The 25,441-nt window shown below is 52.1% G+C and carries 23 protein-coding genes, 5 pseudogenes and 1 other annotated feature; of the genes and pseudogenes, 21 read left to right on the top strand and 7 right to left on the bottom strand.

Translation table 11 applies throughout. From position 1 onward, the window contains the following. Position 1 precedes the first annotated feature (1 nt). The 5 genes from dnaN (at position 2) to yidA (ending at position 6,183) form a co-directional block, all read left to right on the top strand. A complete protein-coding gene (dnaN, locus tag C1P89_RS20845) occupies positions 2 to 1,102 on the top strand; it encodes a DNA polymerase III subunit beta (RefSeq protein ID WP_000673464.1) in 1,101 nt (366 codons plus the stop codon). Further along, positions 1,102 to 2,175, top strand: a complete 1,074-nt coding sequence (gene recF / locus C1P89_RS20840) for a DNA replication/repair protein RecF (protein ID WP_000060112.1) — start codon at positions 1,102 to 1,104, stop codon at positions 2,173 to 2,175. Before dnaN ends, recF begins: the two co-directional genes overlap by 1 nt. 28 nt (positions 2,176 to 2,203) lie before the next feature. Further along, positions 2,204 to 4,618 carry a DNA topoisomerase (ATP-hydrolyzing) subunit B gene (gene gyrB / locus C1P89_RS20835; RefSeq protein WP_000072067.1) on the top strand — a complete coding sequence of 805 codons (2,415 nt, stop codon included), beginning with the start codon at positions 2,204 to 2,206 and terminating at the stop codon, positions 4,616 to 4,618. A 197-nt stretch (positions 4,619 to 4,815) separates the two neighbouring features. Next, entirely contained in the window at positions 4,816 to 5,256 is a 441-nt protein-coding gene (locus C1P89_RS20830) for a YidB family protein (protein ID WP_463725820.1), read from the top strand. Positions 5,257 to 5,370: 114 nt separating this feature from the next. After that, positions 5,371 to 6,183 (top strand): sugar-phosphatase, encoded by an 813-nt coding sequence (gene yidA, locus C1P89_RS20825; protein WP_000985549.1) that lies wholly within the window; start codon positions 5,371 to 5,373, stop codon positions 6,181 to 6,183. 45 nt (positions 6,184 to 6,228) lie between these two features. Here the strand turns inward: yidA and C1P89_RS20820 are convergent, their stop codons facing one another. Next, entirely contained in the window at positions 6,229 to 6,885 is a 657-nt protein-coding gene (locus C1P89_RS20820) for a YidX family protein (RefSeq protein WP_000773806.1), read from the bottom strand. 277 nt (positions 6,886 to 7,162) lie between these two features. Between C1P89_RS20820 and dgoR the strand changes: the two genes are divergently transcribed. The 5 genes and pseudogenes from dgoR (at position 7,163) to C1P89_RS20795 (ending at position 11,885) form a co-directional block, all read left to right on the top strand. Then, a complete protein-coding gene (gene dgoR / locus C1P89_RS20815) occupies positions 7,163 to 7,852 on the top strand; it encodes a D-galactonate utilization transcriptional regulator DgoR (RefSeq protein WP_000174305.1) in 690 nt (229 codons plus the stop codon). Then, positions 7,849 to 8,727 carry a 2-dehydro-3-deoxygalactonokinase gene (gene dgoK / locus C1P89_RS20810; protein ID WP_000127108.1) on the top strand — a complete coding sequence of 293 codons (879 nt, stop codon included), beginning with the start codon at positions 7,849 to 7,851 and terminating at the stop codon, positions 8,725 to 8,727. Before dgoR ends, dgoK begins: the two co-directional genes overlap by 4 nt. Further along, a complete protein-coding gene (gene dgoA, locus C1P89_RS20805) occupies positions 8,711 to 9,328 on the top strand; it encodes a 2-dehydro-3-deoxy-6-phosphogalactonate aldolase (protein WP_001198699.1) in 618 nt (205 codons plus the stop codon). Before dgoK ends, dgoA begins: the two co-directional genes overlap by 17 nt. Next, a pseudogene (gene dgoD, locus C1P89_RS20800) lies at positions 9,325 to 10,473 on the top strand (galactonate dehydratase). Before dgoA ends, dgoD begins: the two are co-directional and overlap by 4 nt. A gap of 74 nt (positions 10,474 to 10,547) precedes the next feature. Next, positions 10,548 to 11,885, top strand: coding sequence for an MFS transporter (locus C1P89_RS20795; RefSeq protein ID WP_000253455.1), 1,338 nt, complete (start codon positions 10,548 to 10,550; stop codon positions 11,883 to 11,885). Here the strand turns inward: C1P89_RS20795 and cbrA are convergent. Then, the gene (cbrA, locus tag C1P89_RS20790) at positions 11,882 to 12,946 is read right to left on the bottom strand and encodes a colicin M resistance lipid reductase CbrA (RefSeq protein ID WP_005140515.1); all 1,065 of its coding nucleotides are present in this window, start codon (positions 12,944 to 12,946) and stop codon (positions 11,882 to 11,884) included. The two genes, C1P89_RS20795 and cbrA, sit on opposite strands and share 4 nt — an antisense overlap. A 100-nt stretch (positions 12,947 to 13,046) precedes the next feature. On the opposite strand from cbrA, the gene C1P89_RS20785 reads away from it, so the two are divergent. Then, a complete protein-coding gene (locus C1P89_RS20785) occupies positions 13,047 to 14,261 on the top strand; it encodes a YidR family protein (RefSeq protein ID WP_005140517.1) in 1,215 nt (404 codons plus the stop codon). A 1-nt stretch (position 14,262) separates the two neighbouring features. On the opposite strand, the gene C1P89_RS20780 is transcribed toward C1P89_RS20785, so the two are convergent. Then, positions 14,263 to 14,595, bottom strand: a complete 333-nt coding sequence (locus C1P89_RS20780) for a YceK/YidQ family lipoprotein (protein ID WP_001313407.1) — start codon at positions 14,593 to 14,595, stop codon at positions 14,263 to 14,265. A gap of 239 nt (positions 14,596 to 14,834) precedes the next feature. Next, positions 14,835 to 14,907 (top strand) — a sequence feature (ROSE (Repression Of Heat Shock gene Expression) occurs in the 5'-region of heat shock genes and acts as an RNA thermometer to modulate expression.). Here C1P89_RS20780 and ibpA point away from each other — a divergent pair. The 3 genes from ibpA (at position 14,901) to C1P89_RS20765 (ending at position 17,711) form a co-directional block, all read left to right on the top strand. Further along, complete coding sequence (ibpA, locus tag C1P89_RS20775) at positions 14,901 to 15,314, top strand: small heat shock chaperone IbpA (RefSeq protein WP_001243437.1); 414 nt, start codon at positions 14,901 to 14,903, stop codon at positions 15,312 to 15,314. Its footprint overlaps the feature before it by 7 nt. 111 nt (positions 15,315 to 15,425) lie before the next feature. Then, positions 15,426 to 15,854, top strand: coding sequence for a small heat shock chaperone IbpB (ibpB, locus tag C1P89_RS20770; protein ID WP_001243431.1), 429 nt, complete (start codon positions 15,426 to 15,428; stop codon positions 15,852 to 15,854). Between the two features lie 195 nt (positions 15,855 to 16,049). After that, positions 16,050 to 17,711 carry a putative transporter gene (locus C1P89_RS20765; RefSeq protein ID WP_001279748.1) on the top strand — a complete coding sequence of 554 codons (1,662 nt, stop codon included), beginning with the start codon at positions 16,050 to 16,052 and terminating at the stop codon, positions 17,709 to 17,711. Here C1P89_RS20765 and C1P89_RS20760 read toward each other — a convergent pair. Next, complete coding sequence (locus C1P89_RS20760) at positions 17,708 to 18,424, bottom strand: GntR family transcriptional regulator (protein WP_001300779.1); 717 nt, start codon at positions 18,422 to 18,424, stop codon at positions 17,708 to 17,710. The two genes, C1P89_RS20765 and C1P89_RS20760, sit on opposite strands and share 4 nt — an antisense overlap. A 295-nt stretch (positions 18,425 to 18,719) precedes the next feature. Between C1P89_RS20760 and C1P89_RS20755 the strand changes: the two genes are divergently transcribed. Together C1P89_RS20755 and C1P89_RS20750 are read left to right on the top strand one after the other, a co-directional pair. Beyond that, entirely contained in the window at positions 18,720 to 20,336 is a 1,617-nt protein-coding gene (locus C1P89_RS20755; RefSeq protein ID WP_000952143.1) for a PTS sugar transporter subunit IIB, read from the top strand. Continuing rightward, positions 20,336 to 21,659, top strand: a pseudogene (locus tag C1P89_RS20750) (6-phospho-alpha-glucosidase). Before C1P89_RS20755 ends, C1P89_RS20750 begins: the two are co-directional and overlap by 1 nt. Here C1P89_RS20750 and C1P89_RS20745 read toward each other — a convergent pair. After that, a pseudogene (locus tag C1P89_RS20745) lies at positions 21,656 to 21,730 on the bottom strand (hypothetical protein); the annotation flags it as partial. The pseudogenes C1P89_RS20750 and C1P89_RS20745 sit on opposite strands and share 4 nt — an antisense overlap. Before the next feature lie 59 nt (positions 21,731 to 21,789). Next, positions 21,790 to 22,221: pseudogene (tnpA, locus tag C1P89_RS20740) on the bottom strand (IS200/IS605 family transposase). A gap of 7 nt (positions 22,222 to 22,228) precedes the next feature. On the opposite strand from tnpA, the gene C1P89_RS20735 reads away from it, so the two are divergent. Both C1P89_RS20735 and C1P89_RS26135 read left to right on the top strand, forming a co-directional pair. Further along, a complete protein-coding gene (locus C1P89_RS20735; protein ID WP_024261483.1) occupies positions 22,229 to 23,437 on the top strand; it encodes an RNA-guided endonuclease InsQ/TnpB family protein in 1,209 nt (402 codons plus the stop codon). A gap of 43 nt (positions 23,438 to 23,480) precedes the next feature. Further along, positions 23,481 to 23,639, top strand: a pseudogene (locus tag C1P89_RS26135) (sulfatase-like hydrolase/transferase); the annotation flags it as partial. Between the two features lie 46 nt (positions 23,640 to 23,685). On the opposite strand, the gene yidI reads toward C1P89_RS26135, so the two are convergent. Then, positions 23,686 to 24,135, bottom strand: coding sequence for a protein YidI (yidI, locus tag C1P89_RS20730; protein WP_000511297.1), 450 nt, complete (start codon positions 24,133 to 24,135; stop codon positions 23,686 to 23,688). A gap of 108 nt (positions 24,136 to 24,243) precedes the next feature. On the opposite strand from yidI, the gene C1P89_RS20725 reads away from it, so the two are divergent. The 3 genes from C1P89_RS20725 to C1P89_RS20715 are packed head-to-tail and all read left to right on the top strand — an operon-like array spanning position 24,244 to position 25,437. Continuing rightward, positions 24,244 to 24,591, top strand: a complete 348-nt coding sequence (locus C1P89_RS20725; RefSeq protein ID WP_000703959.1) for a YidH family protein — start codon at positions 24,244 to 24,246, stop codon at positions 24,589 to 24,591. Beyond that, positions 24,581 to 24,943 carry a DUF202 domain-containing protein gene (locus tag C1P89_RS20720; RefSeq protein WP_001113432.1) on the top strand — a complete coding sequence of 121 codons (363 nt, stop codon included), beginning with the start codon at positions 24,581 to 24,583 and terminating at the stop codon, positions 24,941 to 24,943. The genes C1P89_RS20725 and C1P89_RS20720 overlap by 11 nt, the downstream gene beginning before the upstream one ends. After that, positions 24,940 to 25,437, top strand: coding sequence for a radical SAM protein (locus tag C1P89_RS20715; RefSeq protein WP_000148060.1), 498 nt, complete (start codon positions 24,940 to 24,942; stop codon positions 25,435 to 25,437). Before C1P89_RS20720 ends, C1P89_RS20715 begins: the two co-directional genes overlap by 4 nt. The last annotated feature ends 4 nt before the right edge of the window (positions 25,438 to 25,441 follow it).

Raw genomic sequence — 25,441 nt, 5'->3', positions numbered from 1 at the left:
TATGAAATTTACCGTAGAACGTGAGCATTTATTAAAACCGCTACAACAGGTGAGCGGGCCGTTAGGTGGTCGTCCTACGCTACCGATTCTCGGTAATCTGCTGTTACAGGTTGCTGACGGTACGTTGTCGCTGACCGGTACTGATCTCGAGATGGAAATGGTGGCACGCGTTGCGCTGGTTCAGCCACACGAGCCAGGAGCGACGACCGTTCCGGCGCGCAAATTCTTTGATATCTGCCGTGGTCTGCCTGAAGGCGCGGAAATTGCCGTACAGCTGGAAGGTGAACGGATGCTGGTGCGCTCCGGGCGTAGCCGTTTTTCGCTGTCTACCCTGCCAGCGGCGGATTTCCCGAACCTCGATGACTGGCAGAGCGAAGTCGAATTTACCCTGCCGCAGGCGACGATGAAGCGTCTGATTGAAGCGACCCAGTTTTCTATGGCGCATCAGGACGTTCGCTATTACTTAAACGGTATGCTGTTTGAAACCGAAGGCGAAGAACTGCGCACCGTGGCGACCGACGGCCACCGTCTGGCAGTCTGTTCAATGCCAATTGGTCAATCTTTGCCAAGCCATTCGGTGATCGTGCCGCGTAAAGGCGTGATTGAACTGATGCGTATGCTCGACGGCGGCGACAATCCGCTGCGCGTACAGATTGGCAGCAACAACATTCGCGCCCACGTTGGCGACTTTATCTTCACCTCCAAACTGGTGGATGGTCGCTTCCCGGATTATCGCCGCGTTCTGCCGAAGAACCCGGACAAACATCTGGAAGCTGGCTGCGATCTGCTCAAGCAGGCGTTTGCTCGCGCGGCGATTCTCTCTAACGAGAAATTCCGCGGCGTACGTCTTTATGTCAGCGAAAACCAGCTGAAAATCACCGCCAACAACCCGGAACAGGAAGAAGCGGAAGAGATCCTCGACGTTACCTATAGCGGTGCGGAGATGGAAATCGGCTTCAACGTCAGCTACGTGCTGGATGTTCTGAACGCGCTGAAATGTGAAAACGTCCGCATGATGCTGACCGATTCGGTTTCCAGCGTGCAGATTGAAGATGCCGCATCACAGTCGGCTGCCTATGTTGTCATGCCAATGAGACTGTAATGTCCCTCACCCGCTTGTTGATCCGCGATTTCCGCAACATTGAAACCGCGGATCTCGCTTTATCTCCCGGCTTTAACTTTCTGGTAGGTGCCAACGGCAGTGGCAAAACCAGCGTGCTGGAAGCCATCTATACGCTCGGCCATGGTCGGGCGTTTCGCAGTTTGCAGATTGGTCGCGTCATTCGCCATGAGCAGGAGGCGTTTGTTCTCCACGGGCGATTACAGGGCGAAGAGCGCGAGACAGCGATTGGCTTAACCAAAGACAAACAGGGCGACAGCAAAGTCCGCATCGACGGTACAGACGGGCATAAGGTCGCGGAACTGGCGCACCTGATGCCAATGCAGTTGATAACGCCAGAAGGGTTTACTTTACTCAACGGCGGCCCCAAATACAGAAGAGCATTCCTCGACTGGGGATGCTTTCACAACGAACCCGGATTTTTCACCGCCTGGAGCAATCTCAAGCGATTGCTCAAGCAGCGCAATGCGGCGCTGCGCCAGGTGACACGTTACGAACAGCTACGCCCGTGGGATAAAGAGCTGATCCCGCTGGCGGAGCAAATCAGCACCTGGCGCGCGGAGTATAGCGCCGGTATCGCGGCTGATATGGCCGATACTTGTAAGCAATTTCTCCCTGAGTTTTCTCTGACTTTCTCTTTCCAGCGCGGCTGGGAGAAAGAGACAGAATATGCTGAGGTGCTGGAACGTAATTTTGAACGCGATCGCCAGCTAACCTACACCGCGCATGGCCCGCATAAAGCGGACTTACGCATTCGCGCCGACGGTGCGCCGGTGGAAGATACCTTATCGCGTGGGCAGCTTAAGCTGTTGATGTGCGCCTTACGTCTGGCGCAAGGAGAGTTCCTCACCCGTGAAAGCGGGCGGCGGTGTCTCTACCTGATAGATGATTTTGCCTCTGAGCTTGATGATGAGCGTCGCGGGCTGCTTGCCAGCCGCTTAAAAGCGACGCAATCACAGGTCTTTGTCAGCGCGATCAGTGCTGAACACGTTATAGACATGTCGGACGAAAATTCGAAGATGTTTACCGTGGAAAAGGGTAAAATAACGGATTAACCCAAGTATAAATGAGCGAGAAACGTTGATGTCGAATTCTTATGACTCCTCCAGTATCAAAGTCCTGAAAGGGCTGGATGCGGTGCGTAAGCGCCCGGGTATGTATATCGGCGACACGGATGACGGCACCGGTCTGCACCACATGGTATTCGAGGTGGTAGATAACGCTATCGACGAAGCGCTCGCGGGTCACTGTAAAGAAATTATCGTCACCATTCACGCCGATAACTCTGTCTCTGTACAGGATGACGGGCGCGGCATTCCGACCGGTATTCACCCGGAAGAGGGCGTATCGGCGGCGGAAGTGATCATGACCGTTCTGCACGCAGGCGGTAAATTTGACGATAACTCCTATAAAGTGTCCGGCGGTCTGCACGGCGTTGGTGTTTCGGTAGTAAACGCCCTGTCGCAAAAACTGGAGCTGGTTATCCAGCGCGAGGGTAAAATTCACCGTCAGATCTACGAACACGGTGTACCGCAGGCACCGTTGGCGGTTACCGGCGAGACTGAAAAAACCGGCACCATGGTGCGTTTCTGGCCCAGCCTCGAAACCTTCACCAATGTGACCGAGTTCGAATATGAAATTCTGGCGAAACGTCTGCGTGAGTTGTCGTTCCTCAACTCCGGCGTTTCCATTCGTCTGCGCGACAAGCGCGACGGCAAAGAAGACCACTTCCACTATGAAGGCGGCATCAAGGCGTTCGTTGAATATCTGAACAAGAACAAAACGCCGATCCACCCGAATATCTTCTACTTCTCCACTGAAAAAGACGGTATTGGCGTCGAAGTGGCGTTGCAGTGGAACGATGGCTTCCAGGAAAACATCTACTGCTTTACCAACAACATTCCGCAGCGTGACGGCGGTACTCACCTGGCAGGCTTCCGTGCGGCGATGACCCGTACCCTGAACGCCTACATGGACAAAGAAGGCTACAGCAAAAAAGCCAAAGTTAGCGCCACCGGTGACGATGCGCGTGAAGGCCTGATTGCGGTCGTTTCCGTGAAAGTGCCGGACCCGAAATTCTCCTCCCAGACCAAAGACAAACTGGTTTCTTCTGAGGTGAAATCAGCGGTTGAACAGCAGATGAACGAACTGCTGGCAGAATACCTGCTGGAAAACCCAACCGACGCGAAAATCGTGGTTGGCAAAATTATCGATGCTGCCCGTGCCCGTGAAGCGGCGCGTCGCGCGCGTGAAATGACCCGCCGTAAAGGTGCGCTCGACTTAGCGGGCCTGCCGGGCAAACTGGCAGACTGCCAGGAACGCGATCCGGCGCTTTCCGAACTGTACCTGGTGGAAGGGGACTCCGCGGGCGGCTCTGCGAAGCAAGGGCGTAACCGCAAGAACCAGGCGATTCTGCCGCTGAAGGGTAAAATCCTCAACGTTGAGAAAGCGCGCTTCGATAAGATGCTCTCTTCTCAGGAAGTGGCGACGCTTATCACCGCGCTTGGCTGTGGTATCGGTCGTGACGAGTACAACCCGGACAAACTGCGTTATCACAGCATCATCATCATGACCGATGCGGACGTCGACGGCTCGCACATTCGTACGCTGCTGTTGACCTTCTTCTATCGTCAGATGCCGGAAATCGTTGAACGCGGTCACGTCTACATCGCTCAGCCGCCGCTGTACAAAGTGAAGAAAGGCAAGCAGGAACAGTACATTAAAGACGACGAAGCGATGGATCAGTACCAGATCTCTATCGCGCTGGATGGCGCAACGCTGCACACCAACGCCAGCGCACCGGCATTGGCTGGCGAAGCGTTAGAGAAATTGGTGTCTGAGTACAACGCGACGCAGAAAATGATCAACCGCATGGAGCGTCGTTATCCGAAAGCAATGCTGAAAGAGCTTATCTATCAGCCGACGCTGACGGAAGCCGACCTCTCTGATGAGCAGACCGTTACCCGCTGGGTGAACGCGCTGGTCAGCGAACTGAACGACAAAGAACAGCACGGCAGCCAGTGGAAGTTTGATGTCCACACCAATGCCGAACAAAACCTGTTTGAACCGATTGTTCGCGTGCGTACCCACGGTGTGGATACTGACTATCCGCTGGATCACGAGTTTATCACCGGTGGCGAATATCGTCGTATCTGCACGCTGGGTGAGAAACTGCGTGGCTTGCTGGAAGAAGATGCGTTTATCGAACGTGGCGAGCGTCGTCAGCCGGTAGCCAGCTTCGAGCAGGCGCTGGACTGGCTGGTGAAAGAGTCCCGTCGCGGCCTCTCCATCCAGCGTTATAAAGGTCTGGGCGAGATGAACCCGGAACAGCTGTGGGAAACCACCATGGACCCGGAAAGCCGTCGTATGCTGCGCGTTACCGTTAAAGATGCGATTGCTGCCGACCAGTTGTTCACCACGCTGATGGGCGACGCCGTTGAACCGCGCCGTGCGTTTATTGAAGAGAACGCCCTGAAAGCGGCGAATATCGATATTTAATGGCGCTAACCATGCGAGCGTGCCTGATGCGCTACGCTTATCAGGCCTACGAAAATCTTGCAATGTATTGAATTTTCATGATTTTGTAGGCCGGATAAGGCGTTCACGCCGCATCCGGCAAGAAGCTATAAGAAAAGGGCGGAGATCATCTCCGCCCTTTTTATTTCTGCAATCCGCAATTATCATCCCGCAAATCTATACTTTTTGGGTCAACACGTAACGCTTTACAGGTGATTATCATGGGGCTTTTTGATGAAGTTGTCGGTGCCTTTCTGAAAGGCGATGCGGGGAAATATCAGGCTATTTTAAGTTGGGTTGAGGAGCAGGGCGGCATTCAGGTGCTGCTGGAAAAACTGCAAAGTGGCGGCTTAGGGGCCATTCTCTCAACCTGGCTGAGTAATCAACAGGGCAATCAATCGGTTAGTGGCGAGCAACTGGAATCGGCGCTCGGCACAAATGCGGTGTCCGATCTCGGGCAAAAACTTGGCGTGGATACCAGTACAGCTTCCAGTTTACTGGCAGAGCAATTGCCGAAGATTATTGATGCGCTCTCACCGCAAGGTGAAGTGTCACCACAAGCCAATAACGATCTGCTTTCCGCAGGTATGGAACTGCTGAAAGGGAAACTCTTCCGCTAAGCAAATGGGGAGCATGCAACCCGCGTTGCATCCCCCTTTTCCCTCGGGTGTTGTACTGATTTTTGAGCGGAATCGCGTTAGCATGGGTCAGGAACCAATCTACCTGGGGAACTCATGGCTATCAAACTCATTGCTATCGATATGGATGGCACCCTTCTGCTGCCCGATCACACCATTTCACCCGCCGTTAAAAATGCGATTGCCGCAGCTCGCGCCCGTGGCGTGAATGTCGTGCTAACGACGGGTCGCCCGTATGCAGGTGTGCACAACTACCTGAAAGAGCTGCATATGGAACAGCCGGGCGACTACTGCATTACTTATAACGGCGCGCTAGTACAGAAGGCCGCTGATGGTAGCACCGTGGCGCAAACTGCTCTCAGCTATGACGACTATCGTTTCCTGGAAAAACTCTCTCGCGAAGTCGGTTCTCATTTCCACGCCCTGGACCGCACCACGCTGTACACCGCCAACCGCGATATCAGCTACTACACAGTGCATGAATCTTTCGTTGCCACTATTCCGCTGGTGTTCTGCGAAGCGGAGAAAATGGACCCCAATACCCAGTTCCTGAAAGTGATGATGATTGATGAACCCGCCATCCTCGACCAGGCTATCGCGCGTATTCCGCAGGAAGTGAAAGAGAAATATACCGTGCTGAAAAGTGCGCCGTACTTCCTCGAAATCCTCGATAAACGCGTTAACAAAGGTACGGGTGTGAAATCACTGGCCGACGTGTTAGGTATTAAACCGGAAGAAATCATGGCGATTGGCGATCAGGAAAACGACATCGCAATGATTGAATATGCAGGCGTCGGTGTGGCGATGGATAACGCTATTCCTTCGGTGAAAGAAGTGGCGAACTTTGTCACCAAATCTAACCTTGAAGATGGCGTGGCGTTTGCTATTGAGAAGTATGTGCTGAATTAATCTGTGGGCGGGCAAACAGCATAAACGCGTTTGCCCGCTTACTGATTATTGGTTTACTGCATATACAACCAGAAATTGCAGCGGTGCAGTAATGATGTCCAGCGTAACAGTCACTGGCAGTAATGCTGCGGAAACACCATCCGGAATGCCTCTGGGTGAATGGTATTCATAAAATCGCACTTTAAATGGATGGTAGAAAGCCATTACGTTTGAGTAATCCATGTTTTTATTTTTCTCATGGATAGTACCTTCCAGGTTTTCTACTGTCCGGGTACAGTGCTGAACACCACAAGCAAAACGATATTGTGTCACTCGTGCTTTTTCTTCTTCTGTGCTCCAGTTGTAATAGAGTGATATTGTGCCGGTAAATTTCTTTTTCCCCGCATTTAAAACAAATCTTGCGTCATCAGCAACCTGAATATTGTGCCGGTTAAGAGCTGGATCCTTGAGCATCTTAACGATGTCATCGGCACCATCTGTGATAAGGTAATCCAGCGATTCCCCTACAAAAACATAGCCTTTTGTTCCATTACTATCCTTTGCCTGCGATAGCCCCGTGATGGTGTCTGACTGCGATTGATACTTTCCTGAACTACCCTTTGCGGTATGGGAAACCAGGGCATACGAGATACAGCCCGAAAGCATCAGCGCCAGTGGGAATAAACCGGCAGTCTTAAAAAATCCCTTAAGATTCAACTTCATGATTAATCCTTTAAACGAGTAGCTAAGCCGTTGAAAGCATACTCTTCTTTCCCTCCTGTTTAGCGCCTGATATCCCTTTTCAGATTTCTGCCCGACGCATGTCATTTTTTTACGCATTGTTCTTTTTGTGATCTAAATTGTAGTACAACAATATAAGTTTGTACTACATTACACGCACAGCAAACGCGAACGTCATCACGCTGGTACTACAAAGTTGCCGTGTTATGCATCGATCGGGGTAAAGTAGAGAAGAACATACAGAGCACAAGGACTCTCCATGACTCTCAATAAAACCGATCGCATCGTCATTACGCTGGGTAAACAGATCGTTCACGGCAAATACGTACCAGGCTCGCCGCTTCCGGCTGAGGCGGAACTCTGTGAGGAGTTTGCAACCTCGCGCAACATCATCCGTGAGGTGTTCCGTTCGTTGATGGCGAAACGGCTGATTGAAATGAAACGTTATCGCGGCGCGTTTGTGGCACCGCGTAACCAGTGGAATTACCTCGACACTGACGTACTGCAATGGGTGCTGGAAAACGACTACGACCCACGGCTTATCAGTGCCATGAGCGAAGTGCGAAATCTGGTGGAACCGGCGATTGCCCGTTGGGCAGCAGAGCGCGCGACCTCCAGCGATCTGGCGCAGATTGAATCGGCGCTGAACGAGATGATTGCCAACAATCAGGACCGCGAAGCGTTTAACGAAGCGGATATTCGCTACCACGAGGCGGTGCTGCAGTCGGTGCATAACCCGGTGTTACAGCAACTTAGCATTGCGATCAGTTCGCTGCAGCGGGCGGTTTTTGAACGAACCTGGATGGGCGATGAGGCCAACATGCCGCAAACGCTCCAGGAACATAAGGCGCTGTTCGATGCGATACGGCATCAGGACGGCGATGCGGCAGAGCAGGCGGCGCTTACCATGATCGCCAGCTCGACACGAAGGTTAAAGGAAATCACATGACAGCTCGCTACATCGCAATTGACTGGGGATCGACCAATCTGCGCGCCTGGCTTTATCAGGGCGACCACTGCCTGGAGAGCAGGCAATCAGAAGCAGGCGTCACGCGCCTGAACGGAAAATCTCCGGCTGCGGTGTTAGCAGAAGTCACGACCGACTGGCGTGAAGAGAATACGCCAGTGGTAATGGCAGGAATGGTCGGCAGCAATGTCGGCTGGAAAGTTGCTCCGTATTTATCTGTTCCTGCCCGTTTTTCGTCTATTGGCGAACAATTAACGTCTGTTGGCGACAATATCTGGATTATTCCCGGATTATGCGTCTCTCATGATGATAACCACAATGTGATGCGCGGCGAAGAAACTCAATTGATCGGCGCGCGAGCTCTGGCTCCTTCCTCTCTTTATGTCATGCCCGGTACGCATTGCAAATGGGTGCAGGCCGATAGCCAGCAAATCAACGATTTTCGCACCGTGATGACCGGTGAATTACATCATTTACTGTTAAATCACTCATTGATTGGTGCAGGTTTGCCGCCGCAGGAAAACTCTGCCGATGCCTTCACGGCTGGCCTTGAGCGTGGTCTTAATACGCCCGCCATATTGCCGCAGCTTTTTGAAGTTCGTGCCTCGCATGTGCTGGGAACACTTCCCCGTGAACAGGTCAGTGAATTTCTCTCTGGTTTGTTGATTGGCGCAGAGGTCGCCAGTATGCGCGACTATGTGGCCCATCAACACGCCATCACCCTTGTCGCCGGAACATCGTTGACCGCGCGCTACCAGCAAGCCTTTCAGGCGATGGGTTGCGACGTGACGGCGGTGGCGGGCGACACGGCATTTCAGGCTGGTATAAGGAGCATCGCTCATGCAGTGGCAAACTAAACTTCCGCTGATCGCCATTTTGCGCGGCATTAAGCCCGACGAGGCGCTGGCGCATGTTGGCGCGGTGATTGACGCCGGGTTCGACGCGGTTGAAATCCCGCTGAATTCCCCACAATGGGAGCAAAGCATTCCCGCCATCGTTGATGCGTATGGCGACAAGGCGTTGATTGGCGCAGGTACGGTACTGAAACCTGAACAGGTCGATGCGCTCGCCAGGATGGGCTGTCAGCTCATCGTTACGCCCAATATCCATAGTGAAGTGATCCGCCGTGCGGTGGGCTACGGCATGACCGTCTGCCCCGGCTGCGCGACGGCGACCGAAGCCTTTACCGCGCTCGAAGCGGGCGCGCAGGCGCTGAAAATATTTCCGTCATCGGCTTTTGGTCCGCAATACATCAAAGCGTTAAAAGCGGTATTGCCATCGGACATCGCAGTCTTTGCCGTTGGCGGCGTGACGCCAGAAAACCTGGCGCAGTGGATAGACGCAGGTTGTGCTGGGGCGGGCTTAGGCAGCGATCTCTATCGCGCCGGGCAGTCCGTAGAACGCACCGCGCAGCAGGCAGCAGCATTTGTTAAGGCGTATCGAGAGGCAGTGCAATGAAAATCACCAAAATTACCACGTATCGTTTACCTCCCCGCTGGATGTTCCTGAAAATTGAAACCGATGAAGGCGTCGTCGGCTGGGGCGAGCCAGTGATTGAAGGCCGCGCCCGCACGGTGGAAGCGGCAGTTCACGAGCTGGGTGACTATTTGATTGGTCAGGATCCATAGCGCATCAATGACTTATGGCAAGTGATGTATCGCGCCGGATTTTATCGTGGCGGTCCAATCCTGATGAGCGCCATTGCCGGGATCGACCAGGCGTTATGGGATATCAAAGGTAAAGTGCTGAATGCGTCGGTCTGGCAACTGATGGGCGGCCTGGTTCGCGACAAAATTAAAGCCTACAGTTGGGTCGGCGGCGATCGTCCGGCGGATGTGATCGACGGTATTAAAACCCTGCGCGAAATCGGCTTCGATACCTTCAAACTGAACGGTTGTGAAGAACTGGGGCTAATTGATAACTCCCGCGCGGTAGATGCGGCAGTCAACACCGTGGCACAAATTCGTGAAGCTTTTGGCAATCAGATTGAGTTTGGTCTTGATTTCCACGGTCGCGTCAGCGCGCCAATGGCGAAAGTGCTGATTAAAGAACTGGAGCCGTATCGCCCGCTGTTTATTGAAGAGCCGGTGCTGGCGGAACAAGCCGAATACTACCCGAAATTGGCGGCACAAACGCATATTCCACTGGCGGCGGGTGAGCGCATGTTCTCACGTTTCGATTTTAAACGCGTGCTGGAGGCAGGCGGTATTTCGATTCTACAACCGGATCTCTCCCATGCAGGCGGTATTACCGAATGCTACAAAATTGCCGGAATGGCAGAAGCCTATGACGTGACCCTTGCGCCGCACTGTCCGCTCGGACCGATTGCACTGGCGGCTTGTCTGCATATCGACTTTGTTTCCTATAACGCGGTACTTCAGGAACAAAGTATGGGAATTCATTACAACAAAGGCGCGGAGTTACTCGACTTTGTGAAAAACAAAGAAGACTTCAGCATGGTTGGCGGCTTCTTTAAACCGCTAACGAAACCGGGCTTAGGCGTGGAAATCGACGAAGCTAAAGTTATTGAGTTCAGTAAAAATGCCCCGGACTGGCGTAATCCACTCTGGCGTCATGAAGATAACAGCGTAGCAGAGTGGTAATTCCTGCCACGTAAGCCCCTCATCGGGCACTAAAACAGCAATACAAAAATATAACCCTCTGTAAATTACAGGGCATGGTGAGCGGCTTCGCTATGCCCAAAATCTGGAGAAAGCTCGCTATGGATATTCCCGTTAATGCAGCAAAGCCGGGGCGTCGGCGTTATCTGACGCTGGTGATGATCTTTATTACGGTGGTCATTTGTTATGTTGACCGCGCTAACCTGGCCGTGGCTTCCGCCCATATTCAGGAAGAGTTCGGCATTACGAAAGCGGAAATGGGCTATGTATTTTCGGCCTTCGCCTGGCTTTATACGCTATGCCAGATCCCCGGCGGTTGGTTTTTAGATCGCGTAGGTTCTCGCGTGACTTATTTTATTGCGATATTTGGCTGGTCAGTGGCGACTTTATTCCAGGGCTTTGCCACGGGATTAATGTCATTAATTGGTCTGCGTGCGATAACCGGTATTTTCGAAGCGCCCGCTTTCCCGACCAATAACCGGATGGTGACCAGCTGGTTCCCGGAACATGAACGCGCTTCCGCCGTTGGTTTTTATACGTCTGGTCAGTTTGTCGGTCTGGCGTTTTTGACTCCGCTGCTGATCTGGATTCAGGAGATGTTGAGCTGGCACTGGGTGTTCATTGTGACTGGTGGTATCGGCATTATCTGGTCGCTGATTTGGTTTAAGGTTTATCAGCCGCCGCGCCTGACCAAAGGCATCAGCAAAGCTGAACTGGATTACATTCGTGATGGCGGCGGTCTGGTGGATGGTGATGCGCCAGTGAAGAAAGAGGCACGTCAGCCGTTAACAGCCAAAGACTGGAAACTGGTGTTCCATCGTAAACTGATCGGCGTCTATCTTGGGCAATTTGCGGTGGCTTCTACACTGTGGTTTTTCTTAACCTGGTTCCCGAACTATTTAACCCAGGAAAAAGGAATCACGGCGCTGAAAGCAGGCTTTATGACCACGGTGCCATTCCTCGCGGCGTTTGTCGGCGTCCTGCTCTCTGGCTGGGTAGCGGATCTGCTGGTACGTAAGGGCTTTTCACTGGGCTTTGCGCGTAAAACGCCGATTATCTGCGGCTTGCTGATCTCCACCTGCATTATGGGCGCTAACTACACTAACGATCCGATGATGATTATGTGCCTGATGGCGCTGGCATTCTTCGGTAACGGTTTTGCTTCGATTACCTGGTCGCTGGTTTCTTCTCTGGCACCGATGCGCCTGATTGGTTTAACCGGCGGCGTGTTTAACTTCGCCGGTGGTCTGGGCGGCATCACCGTTCCGCTGGTGGTGGGGTACCTGGCGCAGGGTTACGGTTTCGCACCTGCACTGGTTTATATCTCCGCCGTCGCGTTGATTGGCGCGCTCTCTTATATCCTGCTGGTGGGCGATGTGAAGCGCGTTGGCTAATCCTTCAACTGTGGAATATGTGCCACACCACTGCGCATAATCCACTTTCTTAAAGCCGGTGCGGTCAGGCATCGGCTTTTTACTATCTTGCCGAAGAGTTTTAAACGCAGTTTGCGGGTGGCGCGCCAGTAAGCGGTATTGAGCTTCTCTGGCTGCTTCAGTAACACCGAACGCAGAATGTCTGCGCTATCCAGCGCATAGCTAATCCCCTCCAGCGAGCTGGCGCTGATAAATCCCGCCGCTTCACCAATCAGAAAGGCGTTGTCCTTACCGCAGACAAAATCCTGCCAGCGTGAGGGAAACAGCACCGTGCATTTTTCGCTTTTCACCGCTTTGCCAAACTGGAACTGAAAGGCGCTCATTTTCTCTTTCAGAGTCGTGAAACGCGTCTGACCGTCTTTCATTGGATAGGCACCGCCAAAGATAAAATAACCGTCTTTGCTGATACTCCATGAATAACAGTCAGTTATCGCATTATCAAAGATGCAGGAGTAGAACGGCACCGGATGTTTCTCTGCGAACCACTGCTGGATTGCGACATATTTACGGATTTGATGATCCGGGTAGAGATGTCGCCGCACCATCGAGTTGGCACCATCGGCACCGACCAGATAGCGGGCGGTAATATGCTGCTCCCAGCCGTCTGCACGAAAAATGACATGCCATTTATCATCCTCACGCCAGATTTTTCGACACAGGCTGTCGTGATAAACCTCAACGCTGGCGGGGATCAGCGATTTCATCCACAAGTCGAAAGCATGGCGATTAATATTGATATAGCTTCGCTGGTAGTTACGCGTGAGCGATGCGGCGACGTCGACGGTTTTGACGCTGAAAATCTGCGGATTAGCGATCACATCGACAGGAAGCGTCAGCCCATCGCGAATAAAAGATCGCTGCGCGTCCGGTGCCAGCAGACCGCCACAAGGTTTGCTGAAACCTTCAGTACCATGCTGGTGCTTTTTATCCAGCGCGATCACCTGCATTTTGCCGGCTAACTTTCGTGCCAACGCCGACCCTGCCGGGCCGAGGCCAATAATCGCCACGTCGAAATGTTCCATCTTTTCACTCACATTCATCACGATGGCAAAAGACTATTGTCTGAAAGTGAAGTCCTTGTGAAGTATGATGGCTGGACCCGTTTTGTATCAGGACCGCGCCATGAAACAGATAACCTTTGCTCCCCGTAATCACCTGCTCACCAATACCAATACCTGGACGCCCGACAGCCAGTGGCTGGTATTTGACGTGCGTCCTTCTGGGGCGTCGTTTACCGGCGAGACCATTGAGCGTGTGAATATCCATACCGGTGAGGTCGAGGTTATCTACTGTGCGTCACAGGGCGCACACGTCGGCGTGGTGACCGTTCATCCGAAGTCAGAGAAATATGTCTTTATTCACGGCCCGGAAAATCCTGATGAAACATGGCATTACGACTTCCATCATCGGCGCGGAGTCATTGCTGAAGGCGGCAAGGTGAGCAATCTCGATGCAATGGATATTACCGCGCCGTATACGCCAGGAGCGCTGCGCGGCGGCAGCCATGTGCATGTCTTTAGCCCGAACGGTGAAAGGGTGAGCTTTACCTATAACGACCATGTAATGCATGAACTCGATCCGGCGCTGGATTTGCGAAACGTCGGTGTTGCTGCGCCGTTTGGTCCGGTCAACGTACAAAAGCAGCATCCGCGTGAATACAGCGGCAGCCACTGGTGTGTGCTGGTGAGTAAAACCACGCCCACGCCGCAGCCTGGCAGTGATGAAATCAATCGTGCTTATGAAGAAGGATGGGTAGGAAATCACGCGCTGGCGTTTATTGGCGACACACTTTCGCCAAAGGGTGAGAAAGTGCCGGAGCTGTTTATCGTTGAGTTGCCGCAAGATGAAGCTGGCTGGAAAGCGGCAGGTGATGCGCCGTTAAGTGGAACGGAAACCACCCTGCCCGCGCCACCGCGTGGCGTCGTGCAGCGACGTTTAACCTTTACCCACCATCGGGCTTATCCGGGGTTAGTCAACGTCCCGCGCCACTGGGTGCGCTGTAATCCGCAGGGTACGCAAATCGCGTTTTTAATGCGTGATGATAACGGCATTGTGCAACTGTGGCTTATCTCGCCACAGGGCGGCGAGCCGCGCCAGTTAACCCATAACAAAACGGATATTCAGTCTGCATTTAACTGGCATCCGTCAGGAGAATGGTTGGGCTTTGTGCTGGATAATCGAATTGCTTGTGCCCATGCGCAAAGCGGCGAGGTTGAGTATTTAACCGAAAACCACGCCAATCCACCTTCTGCGGACGCCGTGGTCTTCTCGCCGGATGGTCAATGGCTGGCGTGGATGGAAGGTGGCCAGCTGTGGATCACCGAAACTGATCGCTAAATCAGTTATCAGGCATTCTGGCCGGTGGAATAACCGCATTGGTGGCTTGCGCGTTGGCTTCGCTTTTTTCAACGCGTGAGCGCACCGAGCTGTCTTTGCGGAACACATCCCACGGTAATAAAAGCGTGTCCATCACAGCGGTAAACGGCATATCGAGAATCGCCAGCGACTTAGTGCCCCAGTTGGTTTCATCATCGCCAATCATGGTGGCGCTGGCGCGGGTGCCGGGATACGTTCCTTCTTTCCCTCCGGTATGGGACATCACGCTGGAGCATCCTCCGAGTAATGCCATTCCGCTGCATATCATGAACGCTAACAACACATTTCTTATCATAATAAATTCATCTGTTGATCGTGGGTGTTGGCCTGATGAGTTATAGCGATCCCTTGCTGAAAATAACATCATCATTACGTCGCTCTGTGGCGGCTATCGCACTTTAACGTTTCGTGCTGCCCCCTCAGTCTATGCAATAGACCATAAACTGCAAAAAAAAGTCCGCTGATAAGGCTTGAAAAGTTCATTTCCAGACCCATTTTTACATCGTAGTCGATGAGGACGCGCCTGATGGGTGTTCTGGCTACCTGACCTGTCCATTGTGGAAGGTCTTACATTCTCGCTGATTTCAGGAGCTATTGATTATGCGTAACTTTGATTTATCCCCGCTTTACCGTTCTGCTATTGGATTTGACCGTTTGTTTAACCACTTAGAAAACAACCAGAGCCAGAGTAATGGCGGCTACCCTCCGTATAACGTTGAACTGGTAGACGAAAACCATTACCGCATTGCTATCGCTGTGGCTGGTTTTGCTGAGAGCGAACTGGAAATTACCGCCCAGGATAATCTGCTGGTGGTGAAAGGTGCTCACGCCGACGAACAAAAAGAGCGCACCTATCTGTACCAGGGCATCGCTGAACGCAACTTTGAACGCAAATTCCAGTTAGCTGAGAACATTCATGTTCGTGGCGCTAACCTGGTAAATGGTTTGCTGTATATCGATCTCGAACGCGTGATTCCGGAAGCGAAAAAACCGCGCCGTATCGAAATCAACTAATTCCTTAAGGCCGCCTGGCGCGGCCTGACATCTCCATGCTCGCCGTCAGGGAGCATATGCGAATCTTCGGATTTGCAGGTACTTACTCGCTTCTTAGAAGGAGAAATGACTATGCGTAACTTCGATTTATCCCCACTGATGCGTCAATGGATCGGTTTTGACAAACTGGCCAACGCACTGCAAAACGCCGGTGAAAGTCAGAGCTTCCCGCCGTACAACATTGAGAAAAGCGACGATAACCACTACCGCATTACCCTTGCGCTGGCAGGTTTCCGTCAGGAAGATTTAGAGATTCAACTGGAAGGTACGCGCCTGAGCGTAAAAGGCACGCCGGAGCAGCCAAAAGAAGAGAAAAAATGGCTGCATCAAGGGCTTATGAATCAGCCATTTAGCCTGAGCTTTACGCTGGCTGAAAATATGGAAGTCTCTGGCGCAACTTTCGTAAACGGTTTACTGCATATTGATTTAATTCGTAATGAGCCTGAACCCATCGCAGCGCAGCGTATCGCTATCAGCGAACGTCCCGCGTTAAATAGCTAACTAGCTATTCTCTTTGCCCCGCCATTCTGGTGGGGCTTTTTTTGTCTTTCTTCTTCAACAATGCGTTAAATTTCGACTGTTTAAGATATTTCGGCACGTTCTTTCCCGTAATAATGTGCGCTATAAGGCAAATCTGCTTCACCGATTCAGCCATAATCCGTAGCAATTAAAATGTTATCTCAAGAGAAATGGACGATGAGTGATATAGCATTAACGGTCAGTATTCTGGCTTTGGTGGCAGTCGTCGGTTTGTTTATCGGCAACGTCAAATTTCGCGGCATAGGATTAGGTATTGGCGGCGTGCTGTTTGGTGGGATCATCGTCGGCCATTTTGTTTCTCAGGCGGGGATGACATTAAGTAGCGATATGCTGCATGTTATTCAGGAATTTGGCCTGATCCTGTTCGTTTATACCATCGGGATTCAGGTAGGGCCGGGCTTCTTTGCCTCATTGCGCGTCTCCGGATTACGCCTCAACCTGTTTGCTGTTCTGATCGTCATCATCGGTGGTCTGGTTACCGCCATCCTGCATAAACTGTTTGATATTCCACTGCCGGTAGTGCTGGGGATTTTCTCCGGTGCGGTTACCAATACGCCAGCGCTGGGGGCAGGGCAGCAGATTTTGCGCGACCTGGGTACACCAATGGAAATGGTCGATCAGATGGGGATGAGTTACGCGATGGCGTATCCATTCGGCATTTGCGGGATTTTGTTCACCATGTGGATGTTGCGGGTTATTTTCCGCGTCAATGTCGAGACAGAAGCTCAGCAGCACGAGTCTTCACGCACCAATGGCGGCGCGCTGATCAAGACTATCAATATTCGCGTTGAGAACCCTAACCTGCATGATTTAGCCATTAAAGATGTACCGATTCTCAACGGCGACAAAATTATCTGCTCGCGTCTGAAACGCGAAGAAACCCTAAAAGTTCCTTCGCCAGATACCATTATCCAACTGGGCGATTTGCTGCATCTGGTGGGTCAGCCAGCGGATTTACATAATGCGCAACTGGTGATTGGTCAGGAGGTCGATACTTCGCTGTCCACGAAAGACACTGATTTGCGCGTCGAGCGTGTGGTGGTCACCAATGAAAACGTGCTCGGAAAACGTATTCGCGACCTGCACTTTAAAGAACGCTATGACGTTGTTATCTCGCGCCTGAACCGTGCCGGGGTCGAACTGGTCGCCAGTGGCGATATCAGCCTGCAGTTCGGCGATATCCTCAACCTGGTGGGGCGTCCGTCCGCAATTGATGCCGTTGCCAATGTGCTGGGGAATGCGCAGCAAAAACTGCAACAGGTTCAGATGCTGCCAGTGTTTATTGGCATCGGGCTTGGCGTATTGTTAGGTTCTATTCCCGTCTTTGTGCCGGGATTCCCGGCCGCGTTGAAACTGGGGCTGGCGGGCGGTCTGCTGATTATGGCGTTGATCCTCGGGCGTATCGGCAGTATCGGCAAGCTGTACTGGTTTATGCCGCCAAGTGCCAACCTCGCGCTGCGGGAGCTGGGGATCGTGCTGTTCCTCTCGGTCGTTGGTCTGAAATCTGGTGGGGATTTTGTGAATACCCTGGTCAATGGCGAAGGGCTAAGCTGGATTGGTTATGGTGCCCTGATCACCGCCGTTCCGCTGATTACTGTTGGCATTCTGGCGCGGATGTTAGCCAAAATGAATTACCTGACCATGTGCGGGATGCTGGCAGGTTCCATGACCGATCCTCCGGCGCTGGCGTTTGCTAATAATCTTCATCCAACTAGCGGTGCGGCGGCGCTCTCTTACGCCACTGTCTATCCGTTAGTGATGTTCCTGCGCATTATCACCCCCCAATTACTGGCGGTGCTCTTCTGGAGTATCGGTTAACTCTTTTCCGGGTGGAGTCGCCGTAAATGGTACTCCACCTGGTATTCGCTGGCATTTCTGAACATCACTGAATAATTCAAAAACTCCCCGCTCTCGCTATATGACAACGAGGTGATCCGCAGCAGTGGCGTGTGTTCCGCTACCTTCATTTGCCGCGCCAGCAGTCTATCGGCGAGCACCGGCGTCAGGCTTTCATAATTACCGCCAATCAAAATCCCGCACTCTTGTTCAATATATTCAAACTTCGACCCTTCCAGATGTTGCAGCGAAAGATTACGGAACAGTTTTACCGGCATATAGCTGTCTTCCAGCATCAGCGGTTTCCCTTCCACAAAACGAACGCGACGGGAGAAGTAGATCTGCTCGTTGATTTGAATCCGTAACTGGCTGGCAATGGCCGGAGGCGCAGGCATGATTTCAAAAATCAGCACCTGGCTGGTGACAGTTTTTCCCTGCCGTTTTAACACCTCCACCAGCCCGGTCAGACTGGCGGTTTGATGCAGTACATCTTTGCGCACCAGGTAAGTGCCACTACCGTGGCGGCGGACCACCAGCCCCCACGCTACCAGCAGGTCAATGGCTTTACGGATGGTCATCCGCGATACCGCAAACTCTTCCGCCAGCTTTTTTTCACCCGGAAGAAGGCTGTTTAGCGTGAAATCTGCGGAGTTAAGTCGAATTCTTAACCGCTCCGCAATGCTTTTGTAGATCATCTCTAGATCTCTTTTTTGCCTGCAAGCCCGGGTAATGCGCACACAAGTTCTGCTTAATCGATTGAAAAAACATCTTTTTTTTAAAGATGTGTTCGATGCTGTGTACCTGTGCTCACAGATGTCTACTTTTTCGCGAAAACGTAGATCTCTACCGCCCAACGAAAAGCATGAAAGCGATCACGAATCCCATTGGGTCGTCATGTTCTGCCGATCGCATCTTCCTATCCTTGCTCCAGGCCTGCCGCATAACCAATCAGGCTTCCTACTTACAGAATTGAGAAAAGAGGATGTGGAAATGCTCAGTCAAATTCAACGCTTTGGCGGCGCGATGTTTACGCCAGTGCTGCTGTTTCCCTTCGCCGGGATTGTGGTGGGTCTTGCCATCTTGCTGCAAAACCCGATGTTTGTCGGGGAATCACTGACCGATCCGAACAGTTTATTCGCGCAAATCGTACACATTATTGAAGAGGGCGGTTGGACGGTATTCCGTAATATGCCGCTGATTTTTGCTGTCGGTTTACCCATTGGCCTTGCTAAGCAAGCGCAGGGACGTGCTTGTCTGGCGGTGATGGTGAGTTTCCTGACCTGGAACTATTTCATCAACGCGATGGGAATGACCTGGGGAAGCTACTTCGGCGTCGATTTCACTCAGGACGCGGTGGCAGGTAGCGGTCTGACAATGATGGCCGGGATTAAAACCCTCGATACCAGCATTATCGGCGCAATTATCATTTCCGGCATTGTGACGGCGCTGCATAACCGTCTGTTCGATAAAAAACTGCCGGTTTTTCTCGGCATTTTCCAGGGGACGTCTTATGTGGTGATTATCGCCTTCCTGGTGATGATCCCCTGTGCCTGGCTGACATTGCTCGGCTGGCCAAAAGTACAAACGGGGATTGAATCTCTGCAAGCGTTCCTGCGTTCGGCGGGTGCGCTTGGGGTCTGGGTTTACACCTTCCTCGAACGTATTCTGATCCCAACCGGTTTACACCACTTCATCTACGGACCGTTTATCTTGGGTCCGGCAGCTGTTGAAGGCGGCATTCAGATGTACTGGGCGCAGCATCTGCAAGAGTTCAGTTTGAGCGCCGAGCCGCTGAAATCGTTGTTCCCGGAAGGCGGTTTTGCCCTGCACGGTAACTCAAAAATCTTTGGTGCCGTGGGCATTTCTTTAGCGATGTACTTCACTGCCGCACCGGAAAATCGGGTAAAAGTGGCGGGCTTGCTGATTCCCGCAACCTTAACCGCCATGCTGGTGGGAATTACCGAACCGCTGGAATTTACCTTCCTGTTCATTTCACCGTTGCTGTTTGCGGTACACGCTGTGCTTGCGGCCTCAATGTCGACCGTGATGTATCTCTTTGGTGTGGTGGGCAACATGGGCGGAGGTCTGATTGACCAGGTTTTACCGCAAAACTGGATCCCGATGTTCAGCAACCACGCGGATATGATGCTGACCCAAATCGCCATTGGGTTGTGCTTTACCCTGCTGTACTTCGTGGTTTTCCGCACCCTGATTCTGCAGTTCAACATGTGCACGCCGGGACGTGAAGATGCGGAAGTGAAACTCTACTCAAAAGCCGAATACAAAGCCTCGCGAGGCCAAACCACCGCGGCAGAGCCAAAAAAAGAGCTGGATCAAGCTGCCGGTATCCTGCAAGCCCTGGGCGGGGTCGGCAATATCTCCAGCATTAACAATTGTGCGACGCGTCTACGCATTGCACTGCATGACATGTCACAAACGCTGGATGACGAAGTCTTTAAAAAGCTGGGAGCGCACGGCGTCTTCCGTAGTGGCGATGCCATTCAGGTGATCATTGGTCTGCATGTATCCCAGCTGCGTGAACAGCTCGATAGCTTAATTAATTCTCATCAATCAGCAGAAAATGTTGCCATTACGGAGGCAGTATAATGACCAAATTCTCAGTGGTTGTCGCAGGCGGTGGAAGCACCTTTACGCCAGGCATCGTGTTGATGCTCCTGGCGAATCAGGAGCGTTTCCCGCTTCGTGCACTGAAATTTTATGATAACGATGGCGCGCGGCAGGAAGTGATTGCCGAAGCCTGTAAAGTCATCCTTAAAGAGAAAGCGCCGGACATTGCGTTTAGTTACACCACCGATCCTGAAGTGGCGTTCAGCGACGTTGATTTTGTCATGGCGCACATCCGCGTCGGCAAGTACCCGATGCGCGAACTGGATGAAAAAATCCCACTGCGCCACGGTGTTGTTGGTCAGGAAACTTGCGGACCCGGCGGAATAGCGTACGGCATGCGTTCCATTGGCGGCGTCCTGGAACTGGTGGATTATATGGAAAAATATTCACCAAATGCCTGGATGCTCAACTACTCCAACCCGGCAGCCATTGTCGCAGAAGCCACGCGTCGTCTGCGCCCGAATGCGAAAATCCTCAACATCTGTGACATGCCAATCGGTATTGAAAGCCGGATGGCGCAAATTGTTGGGCTGCAAGATCGCAAACAGATGCGCGTGCGCTACTACGGCCTGAACCACTTTGGCTGGTGGACATCAATTGAAGATTTGCAGGGCAACGACCTGATGCCCCAGCTGCGGCAATATGTCTCGAAGCACGGTTATGTTCCACCGCAGCAAGATACACATACTGAAGCGAGCTGGAACGACACCTATGCAAAAGCGCGGGATGTCCAGGCACTGGACCCGGATACATTGCCGAACACCTATCTGAAATATTATCTCTTCCCGGATTATGTTGTTCAGCATTCCAACCCTGAACATACCCGCGCGAATGAGGTGAATGGAACATCGCGAGAAACAGGTTTTCGATGCTTGCCGCGCCATTACAGCGGCAGGAAATTCAGCGGCGGCCAAGCTGGAGATTGACGAACATGCGTCATACATCGTCGATCTGGCGGCGGCAATTGCCTTCAACACTCAGGAGCGGATGTTGCTGATTGTGCCTAACAACGGGGCAATCCATAACTTTGATGATGAAGCGATGGTCGAGATCCCGTGTCTGGTCGGGCACAACGGACCAGAACCACTGGTGGTCGGCGATATCCCGCAGTTTCAGAAAGGGTTAATGAGTCAGCAAGTGGCGGTGGAAAAACTGGTCGTGGACGCCTGGGAACAGCGTTCATATCAGCACCTGTGGCAGGCGATTACGTTATCGAAAACGGTACCGAGCGCCTCGGTCGCCAAAGCTATTCTGGATGAGTTGCTGGAGGCCAACAAAGCGTACTGGCCAGAGTTACGTTAATTGTGTGGACTGGCATCCGTTGGGTGCTGGTCCGTATTCTTTAGCACGGCTGACGGCGCATAACCAAATTTATCCGGTGCGCCGTAAAACCCCGTCCCTCAGGGCGGGGATATAAGGCGCGGTTTTCCACCTAACCAGGTGTTTGCTGTTGTTCAATGTATTGGCGGATGACGGATATTGGCGCACCTCCGCAGCTATTGGCAAAATAGCCAGGACTCCACAAAACGCCTTTGTAGTAATACCTGACTGCAATATCTGGTCGATCTCGTCGCAGTAACCTACCCGATACGCCTTTGAGGCTGTTTACCAGACTGGATATCGCCAGTTTGGGAGGATAGTTAATTAACAAATGGACGTGATCTGGTTCGCCATCCATTTAAACCAGTTCAGCTTCAAAATCAGCACATACATTTGAAAAGTAAGTGCGTAGTTTTTCTGTCGCGTCATAGTCAAAAATCTGACGTCGGTATTTGGTGACAAAGACCAGGTGAACATGCATCAGGAAAACACAATGCCTTCCACGCCGGATATCGGTTTCTTTTTTCACAGACCAAAGTATCATTTGGCCTGTGAAACGACTACAAGCATTTAAATTCCAGTTAAGACCCGGTGGTCAACAGGAGCGTGAAATGAGGCGCTTCGCAGGCGCATGTCGTTTCGTTTTCAATCGTGCTCTGGCACGTCAGAATGAGAATCATGAGGCCGGTAATAAATACATCCCTTACGGGAAAATGGCTTCCTGGCTGGTTGAGTGGAAAAATGCCACTGAAACGCAATGGCTTAAAGATGCCCCGTCACAGCCATTGCAACAGTCACTGAAAGACCTTGAGCGGGCTTACAAAAACTTCTTCCAGAATCGGGCTGCTTTTCCCCGATTCAAAAAGCGGGGACAGAATGATGTATTCCGCTACCCGCAGGGCGTTAAGCTCGATCAGGAAAACAGCCGTATTTTTCTGCCGAAACTGGGCTGGATGCGCTACCGGAACAGCCGTCAGGTCACGGGTGTTGTGAAAAATGTCACTGTCAGCCAGTCCTGCGGTAAGTGGTACATCAGTATTCAGACAGAAAGTGAAGTATCCACTCCGGCTCACCCTTCAGCATCAATGGTCGGGCTGGATGCTGGCGTGGCTAAACTCGCCACGCTGTCAGATGGCACAGTCTTTGAGCCTGTAAACAGTTTTCAGAAAAACCAGAAGACGCTGGCGAGACTTCAGCGACAGTTAAGCCGCAAGGTCAAATTCAGCAACAACTGGCAGAAGCAGAAACGCAAAATACAGCGACTGCATTCCTGTATCGCAAATATCCGCAGGGACTACCTTCACAAAGTCACAACGACCGTCAGCAAAAACCACGCAATGATAGTCATTGAGGATTTGAAGGTCAGCAACATGTCAAAGTCAGCAGCGGGTACGGTCAGCCTGCCGGGGCGCAATGTCCGGGCAAAATCAGGTTTAAACCGTTCGATACTGGATCAGGGCTGGTATGAAATGCGCCGCCAGCTTGCGTACAAGCAGCTCTGGCGTGGTGGTCAGGTGCTTGCTGTTCCGCCAGCGTACACAAGCCAGCGTTGCGTGTGCTGTGGTCATACAGCGAAAGAAAATCGCCTGTCACAAAGTAAATTCAGATGCCAGGTATGTGGATATACAGCGAACGCCGATGTAAATGGCGCTCGTAACATTTTAGCGGCGGGGCACGCCGTTCTTGCCTGTGGAGAGATGGTGCAGTCAGGCCGCTCGTTGAAGCAGGAACCCACCGAAATGATTCAGGCGACAGCCTGAACGTAGCAGGGGTCCACGTCCTTCAGGGCGTGGAGGATGTCAACAATGGAGCCTGCGTCCGTGGCGTAAAGATGCACGGCCGCGCTGGATGGGGGCATTTCGTCCACGCCCACAAGATGGCTATTCGCCGGTGGTACGTGACTATGACACCGGCCTACCGACACAAGGGGTGAAGGTGGAAGAGAAAAAACAGAAGTTCTGACGATAATGCCCGCTGATGATCACCCGGCGGGCATTATTCAGGCTGCTTAAACCAGCGAACCGCCGGTCAGGAAGGAAAAGATAAGGAATATCAGCAAAATGCTGCACACGATGCCGATACCAAAAAGCAAGGTATGGAAAGCCAGCGTTCCGCCGCCAAAAACCAGCGCGCCGCGAATGCCCCAGCGATTTTCCTTACGCATACCGCCAACAAATGCGCAAAGTAGCGCAGCAATGGCCAGTGCGATACCGCTTTGATCGAGGATTTTATCGACATCTACGTCCTCTTTTTTCTCCACGGTGGTAATTTTTTCGCCTTTTATTCCGGCGAGAAGACCTCTTTTAATTTCAGCCGTTTTGTCCGCCACGATGCTTTCAAGCGTTGGCGGTGGTGCGGAAAAAGGGCCGAATGAAAAGTGGATAATCCCCATCATTAAAGCGATGGCACCGAACAGCATGCCCAATGAACTGATTTTATTTTGCGCTATGATACCCATCTGACCTCCTTGTAGCGGATGGCAAAAGCATATCAGGAAACGGGCGGACGAAATTCTTAAAAAAAACCGCTAAAGGTAGAGAGTTAGTGAAATTGCAAAGGAGCAACAATGAAAATTTCCCGCCTTGGAGAAGCGCCCGATTACCGCTTCTCGCTGGCTAATGAGCGTACTTTTCTGGCGTGGATCCGTACCGCACTAGGATTTCTGGCGGCGGGGGTTGGGCTTGATCAACTTGCGCCAGATTTCGCCACGCCCGTCATTCGTGAACTGCTGGCGTTGTTGTTGTGTCTGTTTTCCGGCGGGTTAGCAATGTATGGCTACCTGCGCTGGTTACGCAATGAAAAAGCGATGCGTCTGAAAGAGGACCTGCCCTACACCAACAGCTTATTAATCATTAGCTTAATATTGATGGTCGTGGCGGTGATCGTTATGGGACTGGTGTTGTATGCCGGATAGCCGCAAAGCCAGACGCATTGCCGACCCAGGACTGCAGCCGGAGCGCACATCACTGGCGTGGTTTCGTACCATGCTGGGCTACGGCGCGTTGATGGCGTTGGCTATCAAACACAACTGGCACCAGGCGGGCATGTTATTCTGGATTTCGATTGGCATTCTCGCCATCGTGGCGCTGATCCTCTGGCACTACACCCGTAATCGCAATTTAATGGATGTCACGAATAGCGATTTTTCCCAATTTCACGTAGTCCGTGACAAATTTTTGATCTCCCTCGCGGTGTTATCTCTCGCAATACTGTTTGCTGTAACGCATATACATCAACTTATCGTATTTATTGAGAGAGTCGCATGACAGGAAGTCAGGTCATTGATGCTGAAGAGGACAGGCATAAACTGGTTGTAGAGTACAAGGATGCTCTGCAACCTGCCGATTTTTATCACAATTTCAAACAGCGGGGCATCCGCTCCGTACAGCTCATTCCCTATCTTGAATTTGATGACCGGGGCGATCTGACGGCCGCTTCGGTGACAGCAGAGCTGTGGGGGAAATTTTTAATTGCCCTGTTCGAGTGTTGGGTGCGGGCAGATATCAGTCGTATCTCGATTGAGCTTTTTGACGCCACCTTACAAAAATGGTGTGGCAGCGAAAACCCGCAACCGCGCTGTGACTGCCAGGCGTGCGACTGGCATCGCCTGTGCCCGCACGCTCGGCAGGAGATGCCAGACAGCGTGCTTTGTGCGGGCTATCAGGCGTTTTATTCTTACTCCGCACCGCATATGCGGGTGATGCGTGATCTGATAAAGCAGCATCGTTCTCCCATGGAGCTGATGACGATGCTGCGGTGACGTG

Origin of the sequence: Shigella sonnei (genome assembly GCF_002950395.1) — a bacterium.
GTDB lineage: Bacteria > Pseudomonadota > Gammaproteobacteria > Enterobacterales > Enterobacteriaceae > ECMA0423.
Note: the sequence above shows the minus strand (reverse complement) of the source record. Positions and strands in the feature narration are given on the sequence as shown.